The sequence below is a fragment of the Enterobacter sp. S-33 genome (assembly GCF_028735835.1).
GTDB lineage: Bacteria > Pseudomonadota > Gammaproteobacteria > Enterobacterales > Enterobacteriaceae > Enterobacter > Enterobacter vonholyi.
Genome location: NZ_CP117838.1, coordinates 1056822 through 1077832, shown reverse-complemented (window position 1 = coordinate 1077832; position 21011 = coordinate 1056822). Strand labels below are relative to the sequence as shown.

The window sequence follows — 21011 nt, the reverse complement described above, 5'->3', positions numbered from 1 at the left end:
CAGGAGCCGTTAAGACATGCCTAATTTCTTTATCGATCGCCCCATATTTGCATGGGTGATCGCCATTATCATCATGCTGGCCGGGGGACTTGCGATCCTGAAGCTGCCTGTTGCGCAATATCCAACGATTGCGCCACCGGCGGTGACAATTTCCGCAACCTACCCGGGGGCTGATGCGAAAACGGTGCAGGACACCGTCACCCAGGTTATCGAACAGAACATGAACGGTATCGATAACCTGATGTACATGTCCTCAAACAGTGACTCTACCGGTACGGTGCAGATCACCCTGACCTTCCAGTCAGGTACGGATGCTGACATTGCGCAGGTTCAGGTGCAGAACAAACTGCAGCTGGCGATGCCTTTGCTGCCGCAGGAAGTACAACAACAGGGCGTGAGCGTCGAGAAATCGTCCAGCAGCTTCCTGATGGTTGTCGGCGTTATCAACACCAACGGCACCATGACGCAGGAGGATATTTCCGACTACGTGGGCGCCAACATGAAGGACGCCATCAGCCGTACTTCCGGTGTGGGTGACGTGCAGCTGTTCGGTTCCCAGTACGCGATGCGTATCTGGATGGATCCGAACAAGCTGAACAACTTCCAGCTGACCCCGGTTGACGTGATCAGTGCGATTAAAGCGCAGAACGCCCAGGTAGCGGCCGGTCAGTTAGGCGGTACGCCGCCGGTGAAAGGCCAGCAGCTTAACGCCTCGATCATCGCGCAGACCCGTCTGACCTCTGCCGATGAATTCAGCAAAATTCTGCTGAAAGTGAACCAGGACGGCTCGCAGGTTCGCCTGCGCGACGTGGCGAAAGTCGAGCTGGGCGGTGAGAACTACGACATCATCGCGAAGTTTAACGGTAAACCGGCTTCCGGTCTGGGTATCAAACTGGCGACAGGCGCTAACGCCCTGGACACCGCCACGGCGATCCGCGCAGAGCTGAAGAAGATGGAGCCGTTCTTCCCGTCAGGTCTGAAAATCGTTTACCCGTACGACACCACGCCGTTCGTCAAAATTTCGATTCACGAAGTGGTTAAGACGCTGGTTGAGGCGATCATCCTCGTCTTCCTGGTTATGTACCTGTTCCTGCAAAACTTCCGCGCGACGCTTATCCCAACGATTGCCGTGCCGGTTGTTCTGCTCGGGACCTTTGCGATCCTGTCGATATTTGGCTACTCGATAAACACCCTGACGATGTTCGGGATGGTGCTCGCCATCGGCCTGCTGGTGGATGACGCCATCGTGGTGGTCGAGAACGTCGAGCGCGTGATGGCGGAAGAAGGTCTGCCGCCGAAGGAAGCGACCCGTAAATCGATGGGTCAGATCCAGGGCGCGCTGGTCGGTATCGCGATGGTGCTGTCTGCGGTATTTATTCCGATGGCCTTCTTCGGGGGCTCTACCGGTGCGATTTACCGTCAGTTCTCCATTACCATCGTTTCCGCGATGGCGCTGTCGGTGCTGGTGGCGTTGATCCTGACCCCTGCCCTGTGTGCCACCATGCTGAAGCCGATTCAGAAAGGCGGTCACGGCGAGCATAAAGGGTTCTTCGGCTGGTTTAACCGCATGTTCGATAAAAGCACGCACCACTACACCGACAGCGTGGGTAACATCCTGCGCAGCACCGGTCGTTACCTGCTGCTCTATATCATCATCGTGGTGGGCATGGCTTTCCTGTTCGTTCGTCTGCCAAGCTCGTTCCTGCCGGATGAAGACCAGGGCGTGTTCCTGACGATGGCGCAGCTTCCGGCAGGTGCCTCGCAAGAGCGTACCCAGAAAGTGCTGGATGAAGTGACGGACTACTATCTCACCAAAGAGAAAGACAACGTTGAATCCGTGTTTGCGGTTAACGGCTTTGGCTTTGCGGGTCGTGGTCAGAACACCGGTATTGCCTTCGTTTCTCTGAAAGACTGGTCTGAACGTCCGGGCGAAAAGAACAAGGTTGAAGCCATCACCGGCCGTGCAATGGGAACCTTCTCGCAGATTAAAGATGCGATGGTCTTCGCCTTTAACCTGCCAGCGATTGTTGAACTGGGTACCGCGACCGGCTTCGACTTCCAGCTGATTGACCAGGGAGGCCTCGGTCACGAGAAACTGACGCAGGCGCGTAACCAGCTGTTTGGTGAAGTAGCTAAACACCCTGACCTGCTGGTCGGCGTGCGTCCAAACGGTCTGGAAGATACGCCGCAGTACAAAATCGACATCGACCAGGAAAAAGCTCAGGCGCTGGGCGTATCCATCAGTGACATCAACACCACGCTGGGCGCAGCCTGGGGCGGTAGCTACGTTAACGACTTCATCGACCGCGGTCGTGTGAAGAAAGTGTACGTGATGTCAGAGGCGCAGTACCGTATGTTGCCGAACGATATCAACAGCTGGTTCGTGCGCGGCAGCAATGGTCAGATGGTTCCGTTCTCGGCGTTCTCAACGTCACGCTGGGAATACGGTTCACCGCGTCTGGAACGCTATAACGGTCTGCCATCGATGGAGATCCTGGGTCAGGCCGCACCGGGCCGAAGCACCGGTGAAGCCATGAACCTGATGGAAGAGCTGGCGAGCAAACTGCCTGCGGGTATCGGCTATGACTGGACCGGTATGTCCTATCAGGAACGTCTGTCCGGTAACCAGGCCCCTGCTCTGTACGCCATTTCACTGATTGTGGTCTTCCTGTGTCTGGCGGCACTGTACGAGAGCTGGTCGATTCCGTTCTCCGTTATGCTGGTGGTTCCACTCGGGGTTATCGGTGCGCTGCTTGCGGCGACGTTCCGTGGGTTGACCAACGACGTTTACTTCCAGGTAGGCCTGCTGACAACCATTGGCCTGTCGGCGAAGAACGCGATACTTATCGTTGAATTCGCCAAAGATCTGATGGAGAAAGAAGGCAAAGGTCTTATTGAGGCGACGCTTGAGGCGGTTCGTATGCGTCTGCGCCCGATCCTGATGACGTCACTGGCGTTTATCCTCGGCGTACTGCCGCTGGTTATCAGTTCCGGAGCGGGCTCCGGTGCGCAGAACGCAGTAGGTACTGGTGTGATGGGCGGTATGGTTACCGCGACCGTATTGGCCATCTTCTTCGTACCGGTGTTCTTCGTGGTGGTTCGCCGCCGCTTTAGCCGAAAGAATGAAGATGTTGAACACAGTCATTCGGTAGAACCTCACTGATACCGGTTTCACATGATAAAAAGGCCGCATTAGCGGCCTTTTTCATTTTCAGAAAAAATCATAAATTACGCTTATTGTGGTTCAATTTATTTTCTGCCATCTTAAATAGACATATCATAATTAACTGATAACTTAATCGGTGAAATCGGGATTTTTTTAATTTCATTTCCCCGCTTAAAGTATTAGGAATATTCCTAATAAGAAGTTCTTACAAAGATAAGTCTGAATCTAAACTTTTCTCATCATTTTTGCTAAGCCAATGAAACGTAAGGAAGCGATAAAGCACCGTCGTTAATTTGGATAAAAACGTTGAGTCCAGGACGACCATTTGCGTTCAAGCTCCCAGCCTGCGGTTTTATTTGTAATTTTTCGTAATAGCGCGGTGAAATCCAGGAAGGAGTGGCTTATAGTTAGGTTATCAGGAACACAGCACTCATGTAGCTAAGTCAGTTGTATCCATCCCGACAATGATGTTCGGTGAGTAAGAAATCACTCAGAAGGGGATGCGCTATGGACGAGTACTCGCCAAAAAGGCATGATATCGCGCAGTTGAAATTTCTCTGCGAATCCTTGTACCATGACTGCCTTGCCAATCTTGATGAAAGTAACCATGGCTGGGTAAACGATCCAACATCTGCCATCAATTTACAGTTGAATGAGCTGATAGAGCATATCGCAACTTTCGCACTTAATTATAAAATTAAGTACAATGAAGATAATAAGCTCATCGAGCAAATTGATGAATACCTGGACGACACCTTTATGTTGTTCAGCAGTTACGGCATTAACGCTCAGGATTTGCAAAAATGGCGTAAATCGGGAAATCGGCTATTCCGCTGTTTCGTCAACGTGAGCAGAGCTAACCCGGTGAGTCTTTCCTGTTAAAATTATTACAATTACTAAGGTGAATTTATGTCTGATAAACCACTCACAAAGATCGATTATTTGATGCGCTTACGACGTTGTCAGTCAATTGACACGCTTGAACGCGTCATTGAAAAGAATAAATACGAGCTTTCTGATAATGAACTGGCGGTATTTTATTCAGCCGCTGACCATCGTCTTGCTGAACTAACAATGAATAAGCTGTATGACAAAATCCCTACTTCTGTGTGGAAATTTGTCCGTTAATCTTTGAAGGGTGTCTGTAGAGTTCTACGCCTCGTTCTGAGTTTTACCTATCCCGTTATGCCCCCTGTGCGTAAGCCAGGTCTCCGTGTAAAACGCGTTCAACAACAGCAATGTTGTGACGATGGTCACATCGGCTTTCCGGGAACGTTCCCCTTCTGGCCTGTTCCGATTAATCTGCGGTAATAACATCCAGAGAGGTTTCCAGTGAGCTTAGAAAAACAGAAAATGATTGCCGGTGAACATTATCGCCCCGGCGATGAGACATTACGGGCTGACCGACTGCGGGCCCGCCATCTGGTTTACCGCTATAACCACACTGCGCCTGATGAAAAAACAGAACGCCAGAACATTCTGGCGGAACTTCTCGGACAAAGCGCAGGCGCTTATATAGAGCCGAGCTTCCGCTGCGACTACGGATATAACATTTATCTGGGCAAAAACTTTTACGCTAACTTCGACTGCGTGATGCTGGATGTCTGCCCTGTTCATATTGGCGATAACTGTATGCTCGCGCCGGGTGTTCATATTTATACGGCAACCCACCCGCTGGATGCGGAGGAACGAAACAGCGGCGTGGAGTTTGGAAAACCCGTCAATATTGGAAATAACGTCTGGATTGGTGGCCGGGCGGTCATTAACCCTGGCGTCACCATTGGTGATAATGTGGTGGTGGCCTCCGGCGCGGTCGTGACGAAAGACGTCCCGGCTAACGTCGTCGTTGGCGGCAACCCGGCAAAAATTATCAAAACGCTGTGAGGTCGCGGGGAGTCAACTGTTATAGTCTTTTAGCGCCAGACTGTTACTTTTTTCAGCCTGATGGCTCCCCTAAAATTGGCAGACACCCTGTATTGTCAACTCTCATGAAGGCAAAAAATGACCGAGATACAGCGCCTGCTTACCGCCACCATCGACGATCTTAACCTCCGCGAAAAGCGCGATAATCGCCCGCGCTTTAGCATTAGCTTTATTCGCAAACATCCTGGCCTGTTTGTCGCCATGTATGCCGCCTGGCTGGCGACGCTTATTGTTATGCTGAAGTCCGAAACGCTGGTGGACTCCGTCTGGCTGCTGGTTGTACTGTTTGTCGTCTTTAACGCCTTTTTCTTTTTCGACGTGAATCCGCGCTACCGTTACGAAGATATCGACGTGCTCGATTTTCGGGTCTGCTATAACGGCGAATGGTACAACACGCGTTACGTGCCAGAGGAGCTGATCGAAAACATCATGCACTCTCCGGCAGTTGAAGCCGGGCAAAAAGAGAAGCTGCAGAAAATGGTCTCCACCAAAGGACAGCTCTCATTCTATGATGTCTTTACCCTTTCCCGCCCTGCTGCTGCGTAATTAACGCCTGCAGACGTCGGATCCCCGGCGCAAACTGAGAAGCAGAGGTATTACCGTAACCTAAAACCAGCCCGGTTTGCCCCTGCTTCGCCTCCAGGTAATACCCGCTCAGTGCTGCGGGTGCCAGCTGAAACGCTCTCGCCTTCGCCACCAGCCTCTGGTCGTCAATACCGTCTATCGCCAGCGTCAGATGCATCCCACCTTCGCCTGCCAGAATGCGGTGCGGAGAATGAAGCTCGGCGCCCAGCACCTCCCGCAGCTGGCGGTAGCGTTTACGGTAGAGCCGACGCATGGCGGCAAGGTGACGGGCGTAATGACCTTCTTCAATGAACAGCGCCAGGGTACGCTGTTCGGCACGATGCCCACCCCGCAACAGCGAGCCGATGGCCGGACGAACCGCCTTAGCCAGCGCTGACGGTAACACCATGAACCCCATGCGAAGTGACGGAAACAGCGTTTTACTGAACGTCCCCAGATACACAACGGGCGCATTGTTGACCATTCCCAGCATCGCCGGTACGGGCTCACCGGCATAACGGAACTCGCTGTCGTAATCATCTTCAATGATCCACGCGTTGTGCTGCCGGGCCAGGTCCAGCAGCGCCAGCCGCCGCCGCGCGCTGAGCACGCTCCCGTAAGGGAACTGATGCGAAGGCGATGTAAAGATCATTGAGGGGGCAGGCGCATCCAGCCCTTCCCAGCACATTCCCTCGTCATCAACCGGTATTCCCGTCATCGCCAGGCCGGTTTTAACAAACGCACTCTTTGCCCCGCTATAGCCAGGGTTTTCTACCCAGGCGACATCGCCAGGCTCGCTTAACAGCATCGTGCAGAGATTGACCCCCTCAAGTGCACCTTCGGTGAGCACAATCTGGCTGGCGTCGCAGTCGATACCACGGGACAAGGCGAGATGCCGGGCAATCGCTGCCCGAAGAGACGGTTCACCGGCCGGGTCTCCATAGCCTAACAGGGCACTTCCCTCCTCGCGCAGAACACGATCGTACAATCGCCGCCACAGCGGCAAGGGGAAATAGTTAATGGCAGGCGTTCCCGGCGTGAACGACATCACAGGGGTGTCGCGCGGCACAGGGGCGGGCAGCAGGGCGACACGTTTTGTCAGCCTGACGTCAGGATCCGGCAGCGTTCGGGCAATCGTACGATGAGCGAATTGCCCCACCCGTGTCCCCTGACGGTTACGCAGCAAATAACCTTCGAGCGTGAGCTGGTCCAGCGCCGCATTGACGGTGTTTCGGGAAACCGAGATCTGCTGCGCCAGCGTTCGCGAACCGGGCAGCTGGCTGCCGGACCGAAGCCTGCCGCACAGTATCGCATCCCGCAAAGCATGATAGAGCGTGCGCTGGAGCGTCTCTTGCTCACGCTTTTTCAGCGCAGCATGGAGCAAAGTGTAAAGCTCATCACCCGGTATATTCATCTTCCCTCCTCGTGGTACCAGAAAAACATAGCCTGGTGGTTCTTTTTAAGGAACCAGCAATTCACTAATCTGGAGTTCTTTTCAACGACATGGAAATAAAAATGAATACATTCAATGAGTTTGGACAGCCTGTAGGCGAAGCCCTTATCGACTGGCAACCTCGTCAACACCCGTCCCGGGTAGTCCTTCAGGGCCACTATTGTCGGCTTGAGCCGCTGCGCGTGGAGCATGCCCACGCGTTGTTCTCCGCCTATTCCCTGGCCGAAGATACCCGCAGCTGGACGTGGCTACTTCGTGAACCTGATGCCACCGCAGAAGAGTTTGCCAACTGGGTGGCGAGCGTAAGTGAGTTATCCGATCCCATCCACTTTACCGTTATGGATAACCAGACCGAGTCTCCTGTCGGGACGCTGTCCCTGATGCGGATCGATCCTAAAAACGGGGTCGTAGAAGTGGGGCACGTTCATTTCTCTCCTCTGTTAAGCCGCACGCCAGGGTCGACAGAGGCGCAATATCTGCTGATGCGGTACGTGTTCGATACGCTGGGCTACCGACGTTATGAATGGAAGTGCAATAGCCTGAACGAGCCTTCCCGTAAAGCAGCGCTGCGTCTGGGCTTTCAGTTTGAGGGGCGCTTTCGCCAGGCGCTGGTCATAAAAGGCCGTAACCGGGATACCGACTGGTTTTCTATTCTCGACAAAGAGTGGCCGGCGCTGGCGAGCGCCTTTGAAAGCTGGCTTGCCACCGACAATTTTACTGCCGATGGCAAACAGAAAAGATCCCTGGAAAGCTGGCGAGAAACGCGCGTCTAGCGTCTTTTTTTACGTCCCTGAACCGCCTTAAAGCGCGGATTAGATTTGCAAATCACGTATAAGCGTCCCTTGCGTTTGACTATCTGGCAATCCGGGTGACGCTGCTTTGCACTGCGTAATGAGTTAAGTACCTGCATGGTTAGCCCCGCTTCGCATTGAGAAAACCGCCAAAACGCTTGCGGAAGCGCGCGGCGCTACCGTCCGTGGAGAACGTTTTCTGCTTGCCGGTATAAAACGGGTGCGATTTTGAAGAAACCTCAATGGTGATGTACGGATACGTTTCACTGTCGAGTTCAATTTCGCGGTCGGTCTTAATGGTTGAGCCAACCTTGAAGTATTCATTAGCGCTGGTGTCGTGGAATACCACGGTGCGATAGGCTGGATGGATATCAGGCTTCATCGTAAATCCTTTGTGTTTTGTTATAACATAACAAAATAATATCCAGGCCAGTTCGAAAAAACAACCCCCTCTCGCCGGGCGATATTTTCTCGTTTGCCTGAGATAAAATGAAAACCTGGCTGCCCACGTGCTATAACTATATCATTTCGCGGTAAAATCTTTCTCTTCAGGCAAGGAACTCAATGCCCAGGAACGGGTATACGAGGAAGGACACGACAGCATGAAAACCCGACATCTGGTCAGTCTGGTGACTGGCATACTTATCTTTTCTGTGCTGGTTCCCATTTGCCTGAGCATCTGGCTGGCCCATCGCCAGGCGGAAGATAAGTTTGCCAATGCGCTGGATAACTATGCGTCACGCGTGTTGGTAAGAACCGACAGAGTTGTGGATCAGGCAAAAGAAGCGCTCGATCACCTGCAGGCCTTTGAAGGGGTGCCGTGTAGCCCGTTGCAGTTAAGAGAGATGCGCCGGGTCGCTTTCTCGTGGCGATATGTTCAGGAAGTGATTTATATCGATAACCTTCAGCCGCTCTGCTCCTCCCTCGAGCAAACCAGTCATGCCCCCCCTTTCCCCCCACCGATGCGCATTACCGAAGATGGTTACAGCGCATGGCTGACCACGCAAAACGATCTTGGGTTTAACCGCTACATGGCAGTGCTGGGAAAAGGCCACTACCTTGTCATGGTCGATCCTGCCTCGCTGGTGGACGTTATCCCTTTCGGCGAGATAGCGATTGATGCCGCCCTGGTAGGCACTACAACACACCGCATATTCGCCAGCAGCAGTAAGCTCAATTCTCACATCCGCGACATGGTTCAGGAGCGGGATGTCAAAAGCGTGCAGTACAACGGTTCAATGTACGTCATGAAGTCTGTACCTGAGCTTGGATTTACCGTCGTCGCATGGGCAACGCTCAAACCGCTGGCTGAAACCTGGCACCGGCAGCTTCTTTTCTGGTTACCGTTCGGCATGTTAATAAGTCTGCTCGCCGCGCTGTTTGTCCTGCGGATCCTGCGTCGTATCCAGTCGCCGCGCAATCGCCTGCTTGACGCCATTAACAGCCGGGATTTTGTGGTTCACTATCAGCCCATCGTGGCGCTCAGTAGCGGAAAAATTGTGGGCGCAGAAGCGCTGACGCGCTGGCCACAGCCAGACGGAAGCAGCCTATCGCCGGATATTTTTGTCCCCCTTGCCGAGCAAACGGGACTCATCTCACAGCTGACGCAGTTAGTTATCGAAAAGGTGTTTGAAGATATGGGCCACTGGCTGCAACGCCATCCCGATCAGCATATCTCCATTAACCTCGCCCCTGCCGATTTAACCTCCGGCATCCTGCCACCTTTACTGAGTCAGCTACTGAATAAGTGGCAAATACAACCCCGACAAATCGCCCTTGAGCTCACCGAGCGCGGCTTTGCCGATCCCAAAATCAGCGCGCCGGCTATCGCCGCATTCCGCCGTTCGGGGCACCCTGTCTATATTGATGATTTTGGCACGGGCTATTCCAGCCTGAGCTATCTGCAGGATCTGGACGTCGACACGCTAAAAATTGATAAATCGTTCGTCGATGCGCTGGAGTATAAAAACGTGACGCCGCACATCATTGAAATAGCAAAGTCGTTGAAGCTGGCGATGGTGGCGGAGGGCATCGAGACCGCAGGGCAGCTCGCCTGGCTACACCGTCACGGCGTGCAGTACGGGCAGGGGTGGTACTACAGCAAGGCACTGCCAAAAACGGAATTTATTCTTTGGGCAGAAAATAACCTCGGCACGCACGCTACTTGAGATAGGATTTGATCACCCGCAACACCACGCCAAGATCGGCTTCACGCTGCGCTTCTTCAGGCTCTTTCACCACGTGATCGGTTAAATGTCCTTCGATCACCTGCATCATCATGCCATTGACCGCCCCGCGGATTGCCGCCAGCTGCTGTAACACCTCGGCGCATTCGTGATCGCTGTTAAGCATTTTTTCCAGCGCGGTGCTTTGCCCCTGAATTTTCTTCAGGCGAGTCAGTAACATCTTCTTGTCTCTAACGGTATGTGACATCTCTGTATCCCTAATTTTTTAGCTTTTAAAGCATATCACGCTCTACTCCCCCTGAGTATTTTTCTACTGGGGGGTAGTATTACGCTACTGGGGGGGAGTAGTATCTCCGCACGCTTTCCACTCCGGAATTTCCCATGACCGATTTTGCTTCACTTCTTCAGCAGGGCAATGCCTGGCTGTTTGTTCCCAGCGCTATCCTGCTCGGTGCGCTGCATGGCCTGGAACCAGGCCATTCAAAAACAATGATGGCAGCCTTTATTGTTGCCATCCGCGGCACGCTGAAACAGGCGGTACTGCTTGGCCTGGCGGCAACGCTCTCCCATACGGCGGTGGTCTGGCTCGTTGCGATGGCGGGATTATGGTTTGGTCGGGGCTGGGATGCGCATACGTCCGAACCCTGGTTCCAGCTGATCTCCGGGGTGCTGATCGTTGCGATCGCCCTGTGGATGGCGTGGCGAACCTGGAAAGAGAGCCAGCCGCACGATCATCATCACGACCATGATAGCCATCACCACCACGACCATGAACATGAACATGAACATGACCACCATCATGATCATCATCACCACGAACACACGCTGATTGAAGAAGAGTGGCAGGACGCCCACCAGCGCGCTCACGCGCAGGATATTAACCGCCGCTTCAGCGGTCAAAATGTCACCACCGGACAGATTGTGATGTTTGGCCTGACCGGCGGACTTATCCCCTGCCCGGCGTCCATCACCGTGCTGCTGATCTGCCTGCAGCTGAAGCATTTCGCCCTCGGCGCGACGCTGGTGTTCAGCTTCAGTATTGGTCTGGCGTTAACGCTGGTCGCTTCCGGCGCGATTGCCGCCTTAAGCCTCAAGCACGCGACCAAACGCTGGCCCGGGTTTAGCGAATTCTCCCGTAAGGCACCGTGGATCTCCGCTGCGCTGATTACCGTGGTAGGAATTTACATGAGCCTGCATGGCCTGAGCGGCATTCTGGCGTAAGCCTGCGGCCACGCTCTGTGGCCGCCTCTCCACGGTCAGTTAAGGGTTCTGCTGCCAGCTGAAGGTATAGCGCAGCTGACGTGTCTGCAGAATGAATTCCGGTGCAACGCTGGGGCTCCAGGAGTCGTCGCCGCCCACGCCCATATGGAACGCATCGAGGTTAAGCCAGCATCCCGGCTCTTCCCGGAGCAGATGATGATGGGTTGTCTCCCGCAGCTGCTGCTGGCTATAGCGGCTCACCGAGAAGTGGAACTGGCCATTTAGCTGATGCGTTCCCAGCGTCAGCTCCCGCGTATCACAGCGCAAACCATTTTCCGTCGGGAAGATATACGGCGTGTGCATCTCCGCCAGGGGTAATGTCCAGCGCCCCTGCCGTGCCGCCAGCTTTCTGTCCGGATAGTTTTCATGCGGCCCCAGTCCTAGCCAGGAGACGTTTTCCGGCGTTTCGGCAAGATGAACGCTCAGGCCAACGCGCGCAGGCTCCGGGATATCAGATGCAATATCAACCTGAATATCGCCATGCAGAACGCCTCGCTCGTCCACCCGCCAGACTTTACGGCTCATGAACAGGGCTTTGCCGCGATACTCAAGGACGTGCTGGGTTGTGACCACCACCTCGTCTGCGTGCTGCTCTGCCTCACAGTGCAGAACGCGCGAGGTGAGATCGTACATGCCCGCCGCTTTCCAGCGTTCAACCCAGGCGTTCGGATCGATCTTCGTCGCTTCACTTACGCCAATGTCGTTGTCCAGCGGCGCGCGGCTGACGTTATCCGTCAGAGGTGAAAGCAGCGTTTCAACGCCATTTCGCCACCATTGAGTCAGATTTCCGGTTGCGCGATCGAATTGCCAGCGCTGTTGACGATGGGAGATCTCCTGAACGCGATCGTTTTGCGTCAAGACCGGCGGCTCGCCCACCGGAGCTGGCGGAGCAATAAAGAGTGGAGCCGGCAGCGGCCACTGCTCCCACGCGCAGCGATGGTCAGCCGGTGACCACGGCGTTGCCCGCAGCTGGCGTACTTCAACGTTCAGCCAGACCTCACCCGGCCCGGCTTTCAGCTCCGGCAGGTCGATCTCCAGACGCTGGGTGCCTTCAGGCGACATCGAGAGCGTCACCTCGCCCTCGGCCAGCACGTCCCCGTCCCGGGCAACCGTCCAGCTCAGCACTTCGTTATCGGTGTGGCGGAACAGGTAGCCGCTTTGCACCTCAATCACCAGCGGCGAGGTGCTGACCCGCGTAAAGGTGAAGAACTGCTGGGCGCGCTGCGCCTCGTACAGCGCCGGGTGCGGCGTGCGATCGGGGAATACCAGGCCATTGAGGCAGAACTGCCGATCGTTCGGCTTATCGCCAAAGTCTCCCCCGTAGGCCCAGAACGCGTTGCCAGCTTCGTCCTGTTTCGTCAGGGCCTGATCGACCCAGTCCCAGACAAAACCACCCTGCAGGCGAGGATGGTTGCGAAACGCCTGCCAGTATTTCGCAAACCCGCCAAAGCTATTTCCCATCGCGTGAGCATATTCACAGAGGATCAGCGGACGCGTTTCGTCCGGCATACCGATCCATTTTTTGATTGACCATTTAGGCACCGCCGGGAAGGGCTGATCCTGATCGACACGGGCGTACATCGGACAAACAATATCGGTAGCCGCCGTATTCGCGCCGCCGCCTTCATACTGCACCGGACGCGTCGGATCCGTGGATTTCACCCAGCGATACAGTGCGTCGTGGTTTGCGCCGTGCCCGGACTCATTGCCCAGCGACCAAATGATTATTGAGGGATGATTACGATCGCGCTGCACCATGCGGGTCACGCGTTCGCTCATGGCGGGCAGCCAGCGCGGATCGTCTGCAAGGCGGCTCATCGGCACCATACCGTGGGTTTCGATGTTGGCTTCATCAACAACGTACAGCCCGTAGCGGTCGCAAAGCCGGTACCACAGCGGATGGTTCGGGTAGTGCGAGCAGCGCACGGCGTTGAAGTTGTGCTGCTTCATGATTTCGATATCGCGGCGCATGGTCGTTTCGTCCATCACCTGGCCGTTTTCCGGGTGATGCTCGTGCCGGTTAACCCCTCGGATCAGCAGCGGTTTACCGTTGAGCTTCAGCAGGCCATTGCTGATATGAACGCGGCGGAAGCCCACGTCGCACGCCTCAATCTCAAGCACTTCACCCTGCGGGTTGATAAGCGCAATCGTCAGGCGATACAGTTCTGGCGTTTCAGCGCTCCAGAGCGCGGGCTGTTCAACGGGCATCGCCGCCGTTAAGCGCTCTGCCCAGCTGCCGCGCTCGTCGACGATGGCTGACCCTGGACGCCGGGAAACGCAGGCGCATTTTTCCTCCGCGCGCCACAGGGTAAAAACCACCTCGCAGTCTGCAAAGCCAGCGCCTGCCAGCGCGACATCAACCTTCAGCACCGCGCGGTCCAGCTCCTTATTCAGGTCCGTCACCACGTGATAATCGGCAATCCGGGTATCGGGTTTATGCAGCAAAGTCACATCGCGGAAAATGCCGCTCATGCGCCACATGTCCTGATCTTCAAGATAGCTGCCGTCGCACCAGCGTAATACCATGACCGCCAGGCGGTTCTGCCCGGGGCGTAATGCCGCCGAGAGGTCAAATTCGGCGGGCAGCCGACTGTCCTGGGAATAGCCTATCCACTTCCCGTTGCACCACAGATGGAACGCCGAGTTCACACCGTCAAAGATGATGCGGGTTTGCCCGCTCTGAAGCCAGGCGTCATCCATTTCAAATGTGAGCGAGTAACAACCTGTCGGGTTTTCCTGCGGCACAAAAGGTGGGTTAACGGGGATGGGATAGGTGACATTTGTGTAGATGGGCGTGTCGAACCCCTGCATCTGCCAGTTCGACGGTACGTGCATTGCGACGGCATCCGCGCAATCTTCGATTGCCCATGCTTGAGGAACCTGCTCCGGCGCTGAAAAATAGCTAAACCGCCATAGCCCGTTGAGAGAGCGCCTGCTGGTAGATCCGGCGTCATCTCTGGCGGAAGATTCATTGCGCCAGCTGTGTAACGGCGCATGTGCGGGCAGACGGTTCCACTGGGTGACGCCGGGGTTTTCCCAGTCCCGACGGGCCAGAATGGCGCTGAGGGTCAGCGGTGAAGTGGTGGACATAGTAACCTCTTTGCGAAGCGCTCACAATTTTGGTTAACATGCCCTGGCACCCGGCGATGGTAAAGCGCCCATTCGCAGGGTAGCGAGTCAGATCACAAAGTTTTATTTGCGGGCAATCTGCTCGGCAAGGAGTGCCAGGCTTCTCAGCTGCTCCGCCAGATCCTCGCGTTCAGCCTGCTTAGGGTTGCGGCGTGCGCTTGAATGACGGGTAACCAGCGTCACCGGCAGTTGAACCTGCCAGCACGACTCCTCCCCGGTGGGGGCCAGCAGCCATTCCACGCTGCGTTCACCCGCATCGCGAAACGCCTGACGAATGGTCGTCAGCGGCGGGGAAAACCAGGCGCTGTCGGCCGTATCGTCAAACCCGACCACCGACATCTGGCCAGGAATAGCGACCCCTTTTTCCGCGCAGGCGCGCATTACCCCGAGCGCCATCTGATCGTTAGCCACCAGAATGGCATCCGGTAATACCGTCCCCGACAGAAGGACATGCCCTTTCTCATAGCCGCTGGCGGCGCTCCAGTCACCGTAAGCCACCTCAGCGGCTTCATACCCCGCGCGGGCCAGAGCGGCTTTCCACCCCGCCAGACGCGCCCGAGCAGAGACCGAGCTTTCCGGCCCGCTCAGCAGAGCAATATGTCGATGCCCCAGCGAAAGCAGATGCTCAACGCCCAGACGCGCCCCCTGCTCCGCGTTAAACACGAGGCTGTTTACCCGCGCTGAAGGCGCCACATCGAGGAACAGCACCGGGACGGGCGACGCCAGTGCCCTGAGTTCTTCAGCGTCACGATCGTCAAGCGGAACATTCACCAGCAGCGCGTCCACCCGCTGCGCCAGCAGCGCCTGAAGCGCGACCTGACAGTGCTGCGGCTGTTCCACCATGGAGATAAGAACGCTCGCCCCCTGTTCCGCCGCGCGGGATTTTACCGCCGACACAATTTGCGAGGGCGCATGCAGGGCCAGATCGGTGGTGATAAGTCCCAGCGTGCGGGTGCGTTTACCCGCCAGCTGCTGTGCGCGCAGGTTAGGCACGTAGTGCAGCTCCGCCATCGCCTGCTGCACCTTTTCCCGCGTGCGGGCAGAAACATGCTCCGCGTCGTTAATGACGCGGGAAACGGTCTGATAAGAAACCCCCGCAAGGAGGGCGACATCATAGAGAGTGATAGCTTTCATGCATTGTGGCATCGCGTGAGTCGGGGCCCATTATTGTGGCACAGCGACGCCGTTAAAACATGTGAGCGCTTCGCAAAATTAAACAACCCGCTCCGGCTGGGGTATTTCCGCAATGCGCGGCTTCTGGCGAAACCAGGGCAGACAGAGCTGGATAAGCGGGCCAATGGTCAGGGCATAAAGTACGGTTCCCACGCCAAAGGTGCCGCCAAGCACGCACCCAATCAGCAGGACGGACACTTCAATTGAGGTGCGCACGCTACGAATGGACCACCCCAGCCGGGCGTGAATGCCGGTCATCAGACCGTCGCGCGGGCCTGGCCCGAAACCGGCCCCGATGTACATGCTGGTCGCAATCGCGTTCATCACGATGCCCGACACCAGGAAAGCGATTCGAACGGGTAACGATTCCAGTTCCGGGATAAGCGCCATGCTGGCGTCCGCCGCCAGACCGATACAAATCACGTTACTGATCGTGCCAAGCCCCGGCATCTGGCGCAGCGGGATCCACAGCAGCAGCACCGCAGCGCCGGTCACAATAATCACCGTTCCGATAGTCATTCCCAGCTGTAACCCCACCCCAAGGTGAAATACATCCCAGGGGTCGACGCCCAAATCGGAACGAATAAACATCGCGGTGGACAGGCCATACAGTCCTAAACCGACATAGAGTTGTAGCAGACGACGTACCATTTTTATCTTCTCCAGTGAACCAGGCTTTCATCCTGACCTAAAATGGCACTATGATTAATGTCCAGTTTTCAAATAGTGGACTGCATATGTCATCACGCCGCTTCGGAAGCCAGTCTCTGGTACGCCTTTTAGGCCACTGGCAACAAGCCTCATCCCGAACCCCGCTCTGGCGACAGCTGGCCGACGCGCTGCGTTTATTAATCCTTGATGGACGGCTGGCACTGAATACGCGGCTGCCGGGCGAGCGTGAGCTGGCCGCGGCGCTGGACGTGAGCCGTACCACCGTCAGCAGCGCGCTCGCCCATCTGCGTGAAGAGGGATATCTTGAAAGCCGCCACGGCAGCGGGTCACGCGTGATCCTCCCGGATACGCGTGCCGTTCCCACTCTTTCCGCGGCGAGCGCGGCACTGGATCTCTCCACTGCCGCCCTCAATGCCGGGCCGGAGATCCATCAGGCGTATACCCATGCGCTCACGGCCATTACCCAGCATCTCTCGCTGACGGGCTACGATCAGCTAGGGCTGCCGACGCTGCGGGAAGCCATCGCTGCACGCTATACCGCGCGGGGCCTTCCCACCCGCGCGGACGAAGTGATGGTGGTCAATGGCGCCGTCAGCGGCTTCGCGCTGGTCCTGCGGATGATGACCGGGCCCGGGGATCGCGTCGTGGTCGATCATCCCACCTATCCGCTGGCGATTGCCGCCATTCAGGGCGCGCAGTGTCGGCCCGTTGGGGTGTCGCTGCCGGAAACCGGTTGGGATACGGATGGCTTTGCCGCAACGCTTGCCCAAACCGCGCCGCGCCTGGCGTACCTGATGCCGGATTTTCATAATCCGACCGGGCGCTGTATGGATATTGCCACCCGTCAGGCTATCACGGATATTGCAGCCCAAACCCGCACGGCGCTGGTGGTGGATGAAACGATGGTGGATCTCTGGTTTGATGCGCCTCCCCCGCCACCGCTGGCTGCCTTCAACCCGCAGGCCACCGTCATCACTTTAGGCTCTGCCGGCAAAAGCTTCTGGGGAGGGCTGCGTCTAGGCTGGATCCGCGCCTCATCGCGCACCATCGCCACGCTTGCCCAGACGCGGGATACGCTGGATTTAGGCTCGCCGCTGCTGGAACAGCTGGCAATGCAGTGGCTCATTAACAACAGCGAGACGTTTCTGCCCGCACGCCGGAAGATGCTAGCGGTACGGCGCGATCGATGCGGTGACCTGCTGCGAGAACATTTCCCGGAGTGGAAATTCCACGAGGCGGAAGGCGGGCTCTCCTACTGGATAGAGCTACCGGGCATGCTGGCGACACAGCTTGCCGCACGGGCAGAAATAATCGGGATTAACCTTGGAACCGGGACGCGATTTGGTTTATCGGGGGCGTTTGACCGCTATTTACGTATGCCCTTCTCGCTGGAATCGACAGAGCTTGAGCAGGCGTTACTGAGGATCAAACCGTTATGGCTCGCCCTGAATAAAAACGTGCCATCGTTAAAACGCAGCGTAATCTAATATTAAAATATTTGAAGCAGATCATAAAATAAAAACTGCTGACTGTAATAGATGCAGTCAGCAGTTTTCACTGGTCAGTGTTTAATGCTGAGGAGGAATAGGAAAGCCTTTTAGTGAAATAACGAAATTATCACCGTCTTTCTTTATTTTTGCACCGGTATCACACCAGTCAGACGCAATACGAAAGAACTCATCGCTTCCAACATTCCAGCCAAGACGTACGTGCTTCACGTAGCCTGAACGCAACAGATCGCAGGCCTCGTTGTAGTCACTGGCAGTTGACAGTTGTTGTTTCATTTTCTCTTCTTCAGAAGTTTACGTAGAGCCTTGATTTCTTTAGGAGTAAAAGGAGAAACACTCTCTTCTTCCGTATGCTGATTATCAATATCCTCTTCCGATACTCCCGCCTCTTCTACTGCTTCGAATGCCAGCAGCAGCAGTTTCTCTGTTGTCACGCTTAAATTCTCGTTATTGAGTTCCGCATAGTGGCGAAGCCTTTCTTTTAGCGCGTCATCAATCTTAACGTTTAATACCGCTGTAGCCATGTTTGTCACTTCCCTTCGGAATAAGTACTTTATTTAATACACGAAGTTAACAATGTTATCCAGATATAAATTTTTTCGAGTTTTGGAAGAAAATAGACGTCCAATTATAAAATGACAGTCTATTATTACAGGTTTATGACAATAATATTTCAGCAAGATGAAATATATATTACACGATATAGGCATAATATTATTGTGGGATAGCAGTCAAAAGTGAGAGGTGAAAGCAGGAAGATTTTATGAGGGCGGAAATGGATAGGGGCCCTGCCAGCTAAGCTTTTTCTAATAAAACCTATGTATTTCAATGCACTAAAAAGCGGTGGGGCAATGATTTTGTATCACCAAAAGTATACACTGGCAAGCCGTTTTCTCATGCGACAGACACAAAAAAACCGGGGCTGACCCGGCTTTGTATGGCTTTTGACCAAACTCCATCTAAGCCACATTTTCCACTACCATGTAGGATCGCCCAACCTCTTCAATCAGTGGTTGGAGGTTCGTATTGCTGCCTTTGACTGTAAATAGGTCTTCTGGCTGTTCATCTTTTACGGCTTTTTTAACATAACCATAATATGGACGACTAACCGCAGTCCTTAAAGATACCGCCGTACAAGAAGATAAAGCGACCACATTTTCCCCTGTGAACCTGAACACTGGCGGCTCATAGTTTTTGATCACGCTCCGGCAAGAGTTCACAAATTGTGTGAACGCTTCAATTTTACCTGCCAGGGCCATACGACGGGCATGTTCGATCTCATCTACCGTGAGAGCGGGAGCGGAATATCTGTCGCACAAATGGGTGGGCCCTTGACGGCTAGCTATACTCTCATTTTCAGTGTCATAGGGTGCGGTCATGCGGGGAAAATAGCGTTACGGATTAGCTTAATGAGATTGCCGATGCGAAAGCATCGCCCGGCAATATTGAATTCAGGGTGAGAAATAAATCGATCAGGATGCAGGAGGCGTTAACGGCTGAACGTCATTGCTATTCACCCAGCCGTGCGTCATTTTTCCGCTACGGGCGACAAACTCTACCTCTGCCCAGCCAGCCTGGGTTTGTATTACCCCTACTACGTCTCCTTTAACGATCCAGGCTTTACGCCGGGTCGCGGCATCAGGCGTGGAGCTCAGATAAGCCCGCGGGCTGCTTACCTTCATCAGCGTTTGCCACTGTGTCAGCCGCGTCCTCTCCAGTTCCAGACCTGTCGCAATTTCAGGCATCAGCACATTCATACACCCAGCATGGTTTTGCCCATCAGGAATGGCTAATGTGACACCCGCGGTATTCGCGGCAATATGGCCCGCGAGCACAGATGAAGACCATGAAGTGATGGTGTCTGGCTGTTGCGCTGAAACATGGCCTGTCAGAAAGAAAGTGCAGGTACGTTTTACGCTGTCTTCAGCCGATTCAGAGTAATACCCGGTGATATTGCCCGTCGGAGAGACGGCGAGTAACAAACTTTCATATACGCCAGACTGTAGCGTCGTGGCATACGAAGAAAACGCCGCCATTAAGACTGAAAAACCGCAAACTATGCGCATCATTTTAATTTTCATCTCCGCCCCTTCTCCAGGCTTTCATACGTTCTGCGAATTTTAACGTCATAATCACCGAAATCGCTTCCGTTATAGTTGAATGCCATATTATAAAAGTCCTTATTTACCATTGCCGACAGTAGTGAGCTGTTCTTATTGCACAAATGTAAAAAAGCATTTAATTGCTTACCGGCATTTGACTTCATATCTTTTAAAAATGTGCCGAGATCTTTATAACCGCACGATTCGTAATTAAACCCCATAATCTGGAACATCCCCCATGAACACGATTTTATCGCAGCTTCGGCATCAAGTGCGTAAGCCTTCGCCAGGGTATTCCATGCAGAAAGCTGGTCGATATTGTTTTTTTGCCATTCCGGACCCGCTTTCTTTACATATTTATAAGACAAAAAAGGGTGGGTTTGATCGTATTTCCTTTTGGTGTATTTACGGAAAATATGCCCTTCATACGCAATAATCGGTAGATTTAAAGCATTAAACCCAGATCGTCCGCCCGACTCCACAATAGAAAAAGCTTTGATGATATTCAGTTCTACCCGACGATTAAGATTTTCCCAGGCTTCAGTAAAGTCCTGTTCCGTCAGCGATACAGCCCCATCAATACCAGGTGCCATCAGCTTGCTTCGCTCAAGGGTTTCATCTGCTACGTTGTAGCGCTCTTTTCTCAGATAATCGTTAACCAGCTGACGGACGCTATTTTCATTGGCAGAAGGTTGCCTAAAAAATGAAGACGCGAAAGACGATTGTTGGGACGCAAGGGGATATTTCATCGCAGCAGCAACTAATCCACGGAAAGTCTTCCCTTCTGGCTCAATAACCCCATCGGGATGCTGGAAACGCAAATGAATGGACTGAAACTGGCTGATGGTTCTGATCAATGTCGGGGAAATAATCCCATCTTCTGGGATGTCATACTGGATGATAGGCTTAATGAGATTAAACAGGTATTGCACGATAATCACGTCGCGCTGAAAGTTTCCTGCTTTACCTGGCGTTCCTACGGCACTTTTCAATAAAGGTGACAAACGTCTGAGAGAATTATCCATTTCTGAGTACTCATAAATGAAAAAATATACGGTTAGTGGGAAACCGCATCTCGTGATCG

Annotated in this window: 21 protein-coding genes; 9 read left to right on the top strand and 12 right to left on the bottom strand. The window is 54.2% G+C overall.

The window, feature by feature from the left end; all coding sequences use genetic code 11:
- Positions 1-16: 16 nt before the first annotated feature.
- From acrB to PUP35_RS04980, 5 genes are all read left to right on the top strand, one after another.
- Entirely contained in the window at positions 17-3163 is a 3147-nt protein-coding gene (gene acrB, locus PUP35_RS05000; protein WP_029741964.1) for a multidrug efflux RND transporter permease subunit AcrB, read from the top strand.
- A 510-nt stretch (positions 3164-3673) separates the two neighbouring features.
- A complete protein-coding gene (tomB, locus tag PUP35_RS04995; protein WP_008499288.1) occupies positions 3674-4048 on the top strand; it encodes an Hha toxicity modulator TomB in 375 nt (124 codons plus the stop codon).
- Between the two features lie 27 nt (positions 4049-4075).
- Complete coding sequence (locus tag PUP35_RS04990; RefSeq protein WP_008499287.1) at positions 4076-4294, top strand: HHA domain-containing protein; 219 nt, start codon at positions 4076-4078, stop codon at positions 4292-4294.
- Positions 4295-4498: 204 nt separating this feature from the next.
- Positions 4499-5050 carry a maltose O-acetyltransferase gene (gene maa, locus PUP35_RS04985; protein WP_023310599.1) on the top strand — a complete coding sequence of 184 codons (552 nt, stop codon included), beginning with the start codon at positions 4499-4501 and terminating at the stop codon, positions 5048-5050.
- Between the two features lie 117 nt (positions 5051-5167).
- Entirely contained in the window at positions 5168-5635 is a 468-nt protein-coding gene (locus PUP35_RS04980; RefSeq protein WP_023310598.1) for a YlaC family protein, read from the top strand.
- Here the strand turns inward: PUP35_RS04980 and pdxR are convergent.
- Positions 5607-7067 carry a MocR-like pyridoxine biosynthesis transcription factor PdxR gene (gene pdxR / locus PUP35_RS04975; protein ID WP_274242238.1) on the bottom strand — a complete coding sequence of 487 codons (1461 nt, stop codon included), beginning with the start codon at positions 7065-7067 and terminating at the stop codon, positions 5607-5609. The genes PUP35_RS04980 and pdxR overlap by 29 nt on opposite strands.
- Positions 7068-7168: 101 nt before the next feature.
- Between pdxR and PUP35_RS04970 the strand changes: the two genes are divergently transcribed.
- Positions 7169-7879, top strand: a complete 711-nt coding sequence (locus tag PUP35_RS04970) for a GNAT family N-acetyltransferase (RefSeq protein WP_133293898.1) — start codon at positions 7169-7171, stop codon at positions 7877-7879.
- Here PUP35_RS04970 and ykgO read toward each other — a convergent pair.
- Together ykgO and PUP35_RS04960 are read right to left on the bottom strand one after the other, a co-directional pair.
- Positions 7876-8016 (bottom strand): type B 50S ribosomal protein L36, encoded by a 141-nt coding sequence (ykgO, locus tag PUP35_RS04965; protein ID WP_003859006.1) that lies wholly within the window; start codon positions 8014-8016, stop codon positions 7876-7878. The two genes, PUP35_RS04970 and ykgO, sit on opposite strands and share 4 nt — an antisense overlap.
- Before the next feature lie 2 nt (positions 8017-8018).
- Positions 8019-8279 (bottom strand): type B 50S ribosomal protein L31, encoded by a 261-nt coding sequence (locus PUP35_RS04960; RefSeq protein WP_274242237.1) that lies wholly within the window; start codon positions 8277-8279, stop codon positions 8019-8021.
- Between the two features lie 220 nt (positions 8280-8499).
- On the opposite strand from PUP35_RS04960, the gene PUP35_RS04955 reads away from it, so the two are divergent.
- A complete protein-coding gene (locus tag PUP35_RS04955; RefSeq protein WP_133293897.1) occupies positions 8500-10065 on the top strand; it encodes an EAL domain-containing protein in 1566 nt (521 codons plus the stop codon).
- On the opposite strand, the gene PUP35_RS04950 is transcribed toward PUP35_RS04955, so the two are convergent.
- Positions 10058-10330: a metal-sensing transcriptional repressor gene (locus tag PUP35_RS04950; protein WP_115874368.1), complete on the bottom strand. Its 273-nt coding sequence runs from the start codon at positions 10328-10330 to the stop codon at positions 10058-10060. The two genes, PUP35_RS04955 and PUP35_RS04950, sit on opposite strands and share 8 nt — an antisense overlap.
- Positions 10331-10464: 134 nt before the next feature.
- Here PUP35_RS04950 and PUP35_RS04945 point away from each other — a divergent pair, with 134 nt between their 5' ends.
- Positions 10465-11304 carry a nickel/cobalt efflux protein RcnA gene (locus PUP35_RS04945; RefSeq protein WP_274242236.1) on the top strand — a complete coding sequence of 280 codons (840 nt, stop codon included), beginning with the start codon at positions 10465-10467 and terminating at the stop codon, positions 11302-11304.
- Positions 11305-11343: 39 nt separating this feature from the next.
- Here the strand turns inward: PUP35_RS04945 and PUP35_RS04940 are convergent, their stop codons facing one another.
- The 3 genes from PUP35_RS04940 to yczE form a co-directional block, all read right to left on the bottom strand.
- Complete coding sequence (locus tag PUP35_RS04940) at positions 11344-14433, bottom strand: beta-galactosidase (RefSeq protein ID WP_274242235.1); 3090 nt, start codon at positions 14431-14433, stop codon at positions 11344-11346.
- A 102-nt stretch (positions 14434-14535) separates the two neighbouring features.
- A complete protein-coding gene (locus tag PUP35_RS04935) occupies positions 14536-15606 on the bottom strand; it encodes a LacI family DNA-binding transcriptional regulator (protein WP_274242234.1) in 1071 nt (356 codons plus the stop codon).
- A gap of 78 nt (positions 15607-15684) precedes the next feature.
- A complete protein-coding gene (gene yczE / locus PUP35_RS04930; RefSeq protein WP_111963402.1) occupies positions 15685-16296 on the bottom strand; it encodes a membrane protein YczE in 612 nt (203 codons plus the stop codon).
- 86 nt (positions 16297-16382) lie between these two features.
- On the opposite strand from yczE, the gene yczR reads away from it, so the two are divergent.
- Complete coding sequence (gene yczR / locus PUP35_RS04925; protein WP_274242233.1) at positions 16383-17804, top strand: MocR-like transcription factor YczR; 1422 nt, start codon at positions 16383-16385, stop codon at positions 17802-17804.
- Positions 17805-17885: 81 nt separating this feature from the next.
- Here yczR and PUP35_RS04920 read toward each other — a convergent pair whose 3' ends face one another.
- The 5 genes from PUP35_RS04920 to PUP35_RS04900 form a co-directional block, all read right to left on the bottom strand.
- Positions 17886-18101, bottom strand: a complete 216-nt coding sequence (locus PUP35_RS04920; RefSeq protein ID WP_023310588.1) for a hypothetical protein — start codon at positions 18099-18101, stop codon at positions 17886-17888.
- Positions 18098-18349, bottom strand: coding sequence for a hypothetical protein (locus tag PUP35_RS04915; RefSeq protein ID WP_032638522.1), 252 nt, complete (start codon positions 18347-18349; stop codon positions 18098-18100). The genes PUP35_RS04920 and PUP35_RS04915 overlap by 4 nt, the downstream gene beginning before the upstream one ends.
- A 435-nt stretch (positions 18350-18784) precedes the next feature.
- A complete protein-coding gene (locus tag PUP35_RS04910; RefSeq protein ID WP_244599404.1) occupies positions 18785-19204 on the bottom strand; it encodes a hypothetical protein in 420 nt (139 codons plus the stop codon).
- A 93-nt stretch (positions 19205-19297) separates the two neighbouring features.
- Positions 19298-19906 carry a hypothetical protein gene (locus PUP35_RS04905; RefSeq protein WP_127729783.1) on the bottom strand — a complete coding sequence of 203 codons (609 nt, stop codon included), beginning with the start codon at positions 19904-19906 and terminating at the stop codon, positions 19298-19300.
- The gene (locus PUP35_RS04900) at positions 19903-20952 is read right to left on the bottom strand and encodes an N-acetylmuramidase family protein (RefSeq protein WP_271366904.1); all 1050 of its coding nucleotides are present in this window, start codon (positions 20950-20952) and stop codon (positions 19903-19905) included. Before PUP35_RS04900 ends, PUP35_RS04905 begins: the two co-directional genes overlap by 4 nt.
- Positions 20953-21011: the final 59 nt, after the last annotated feature.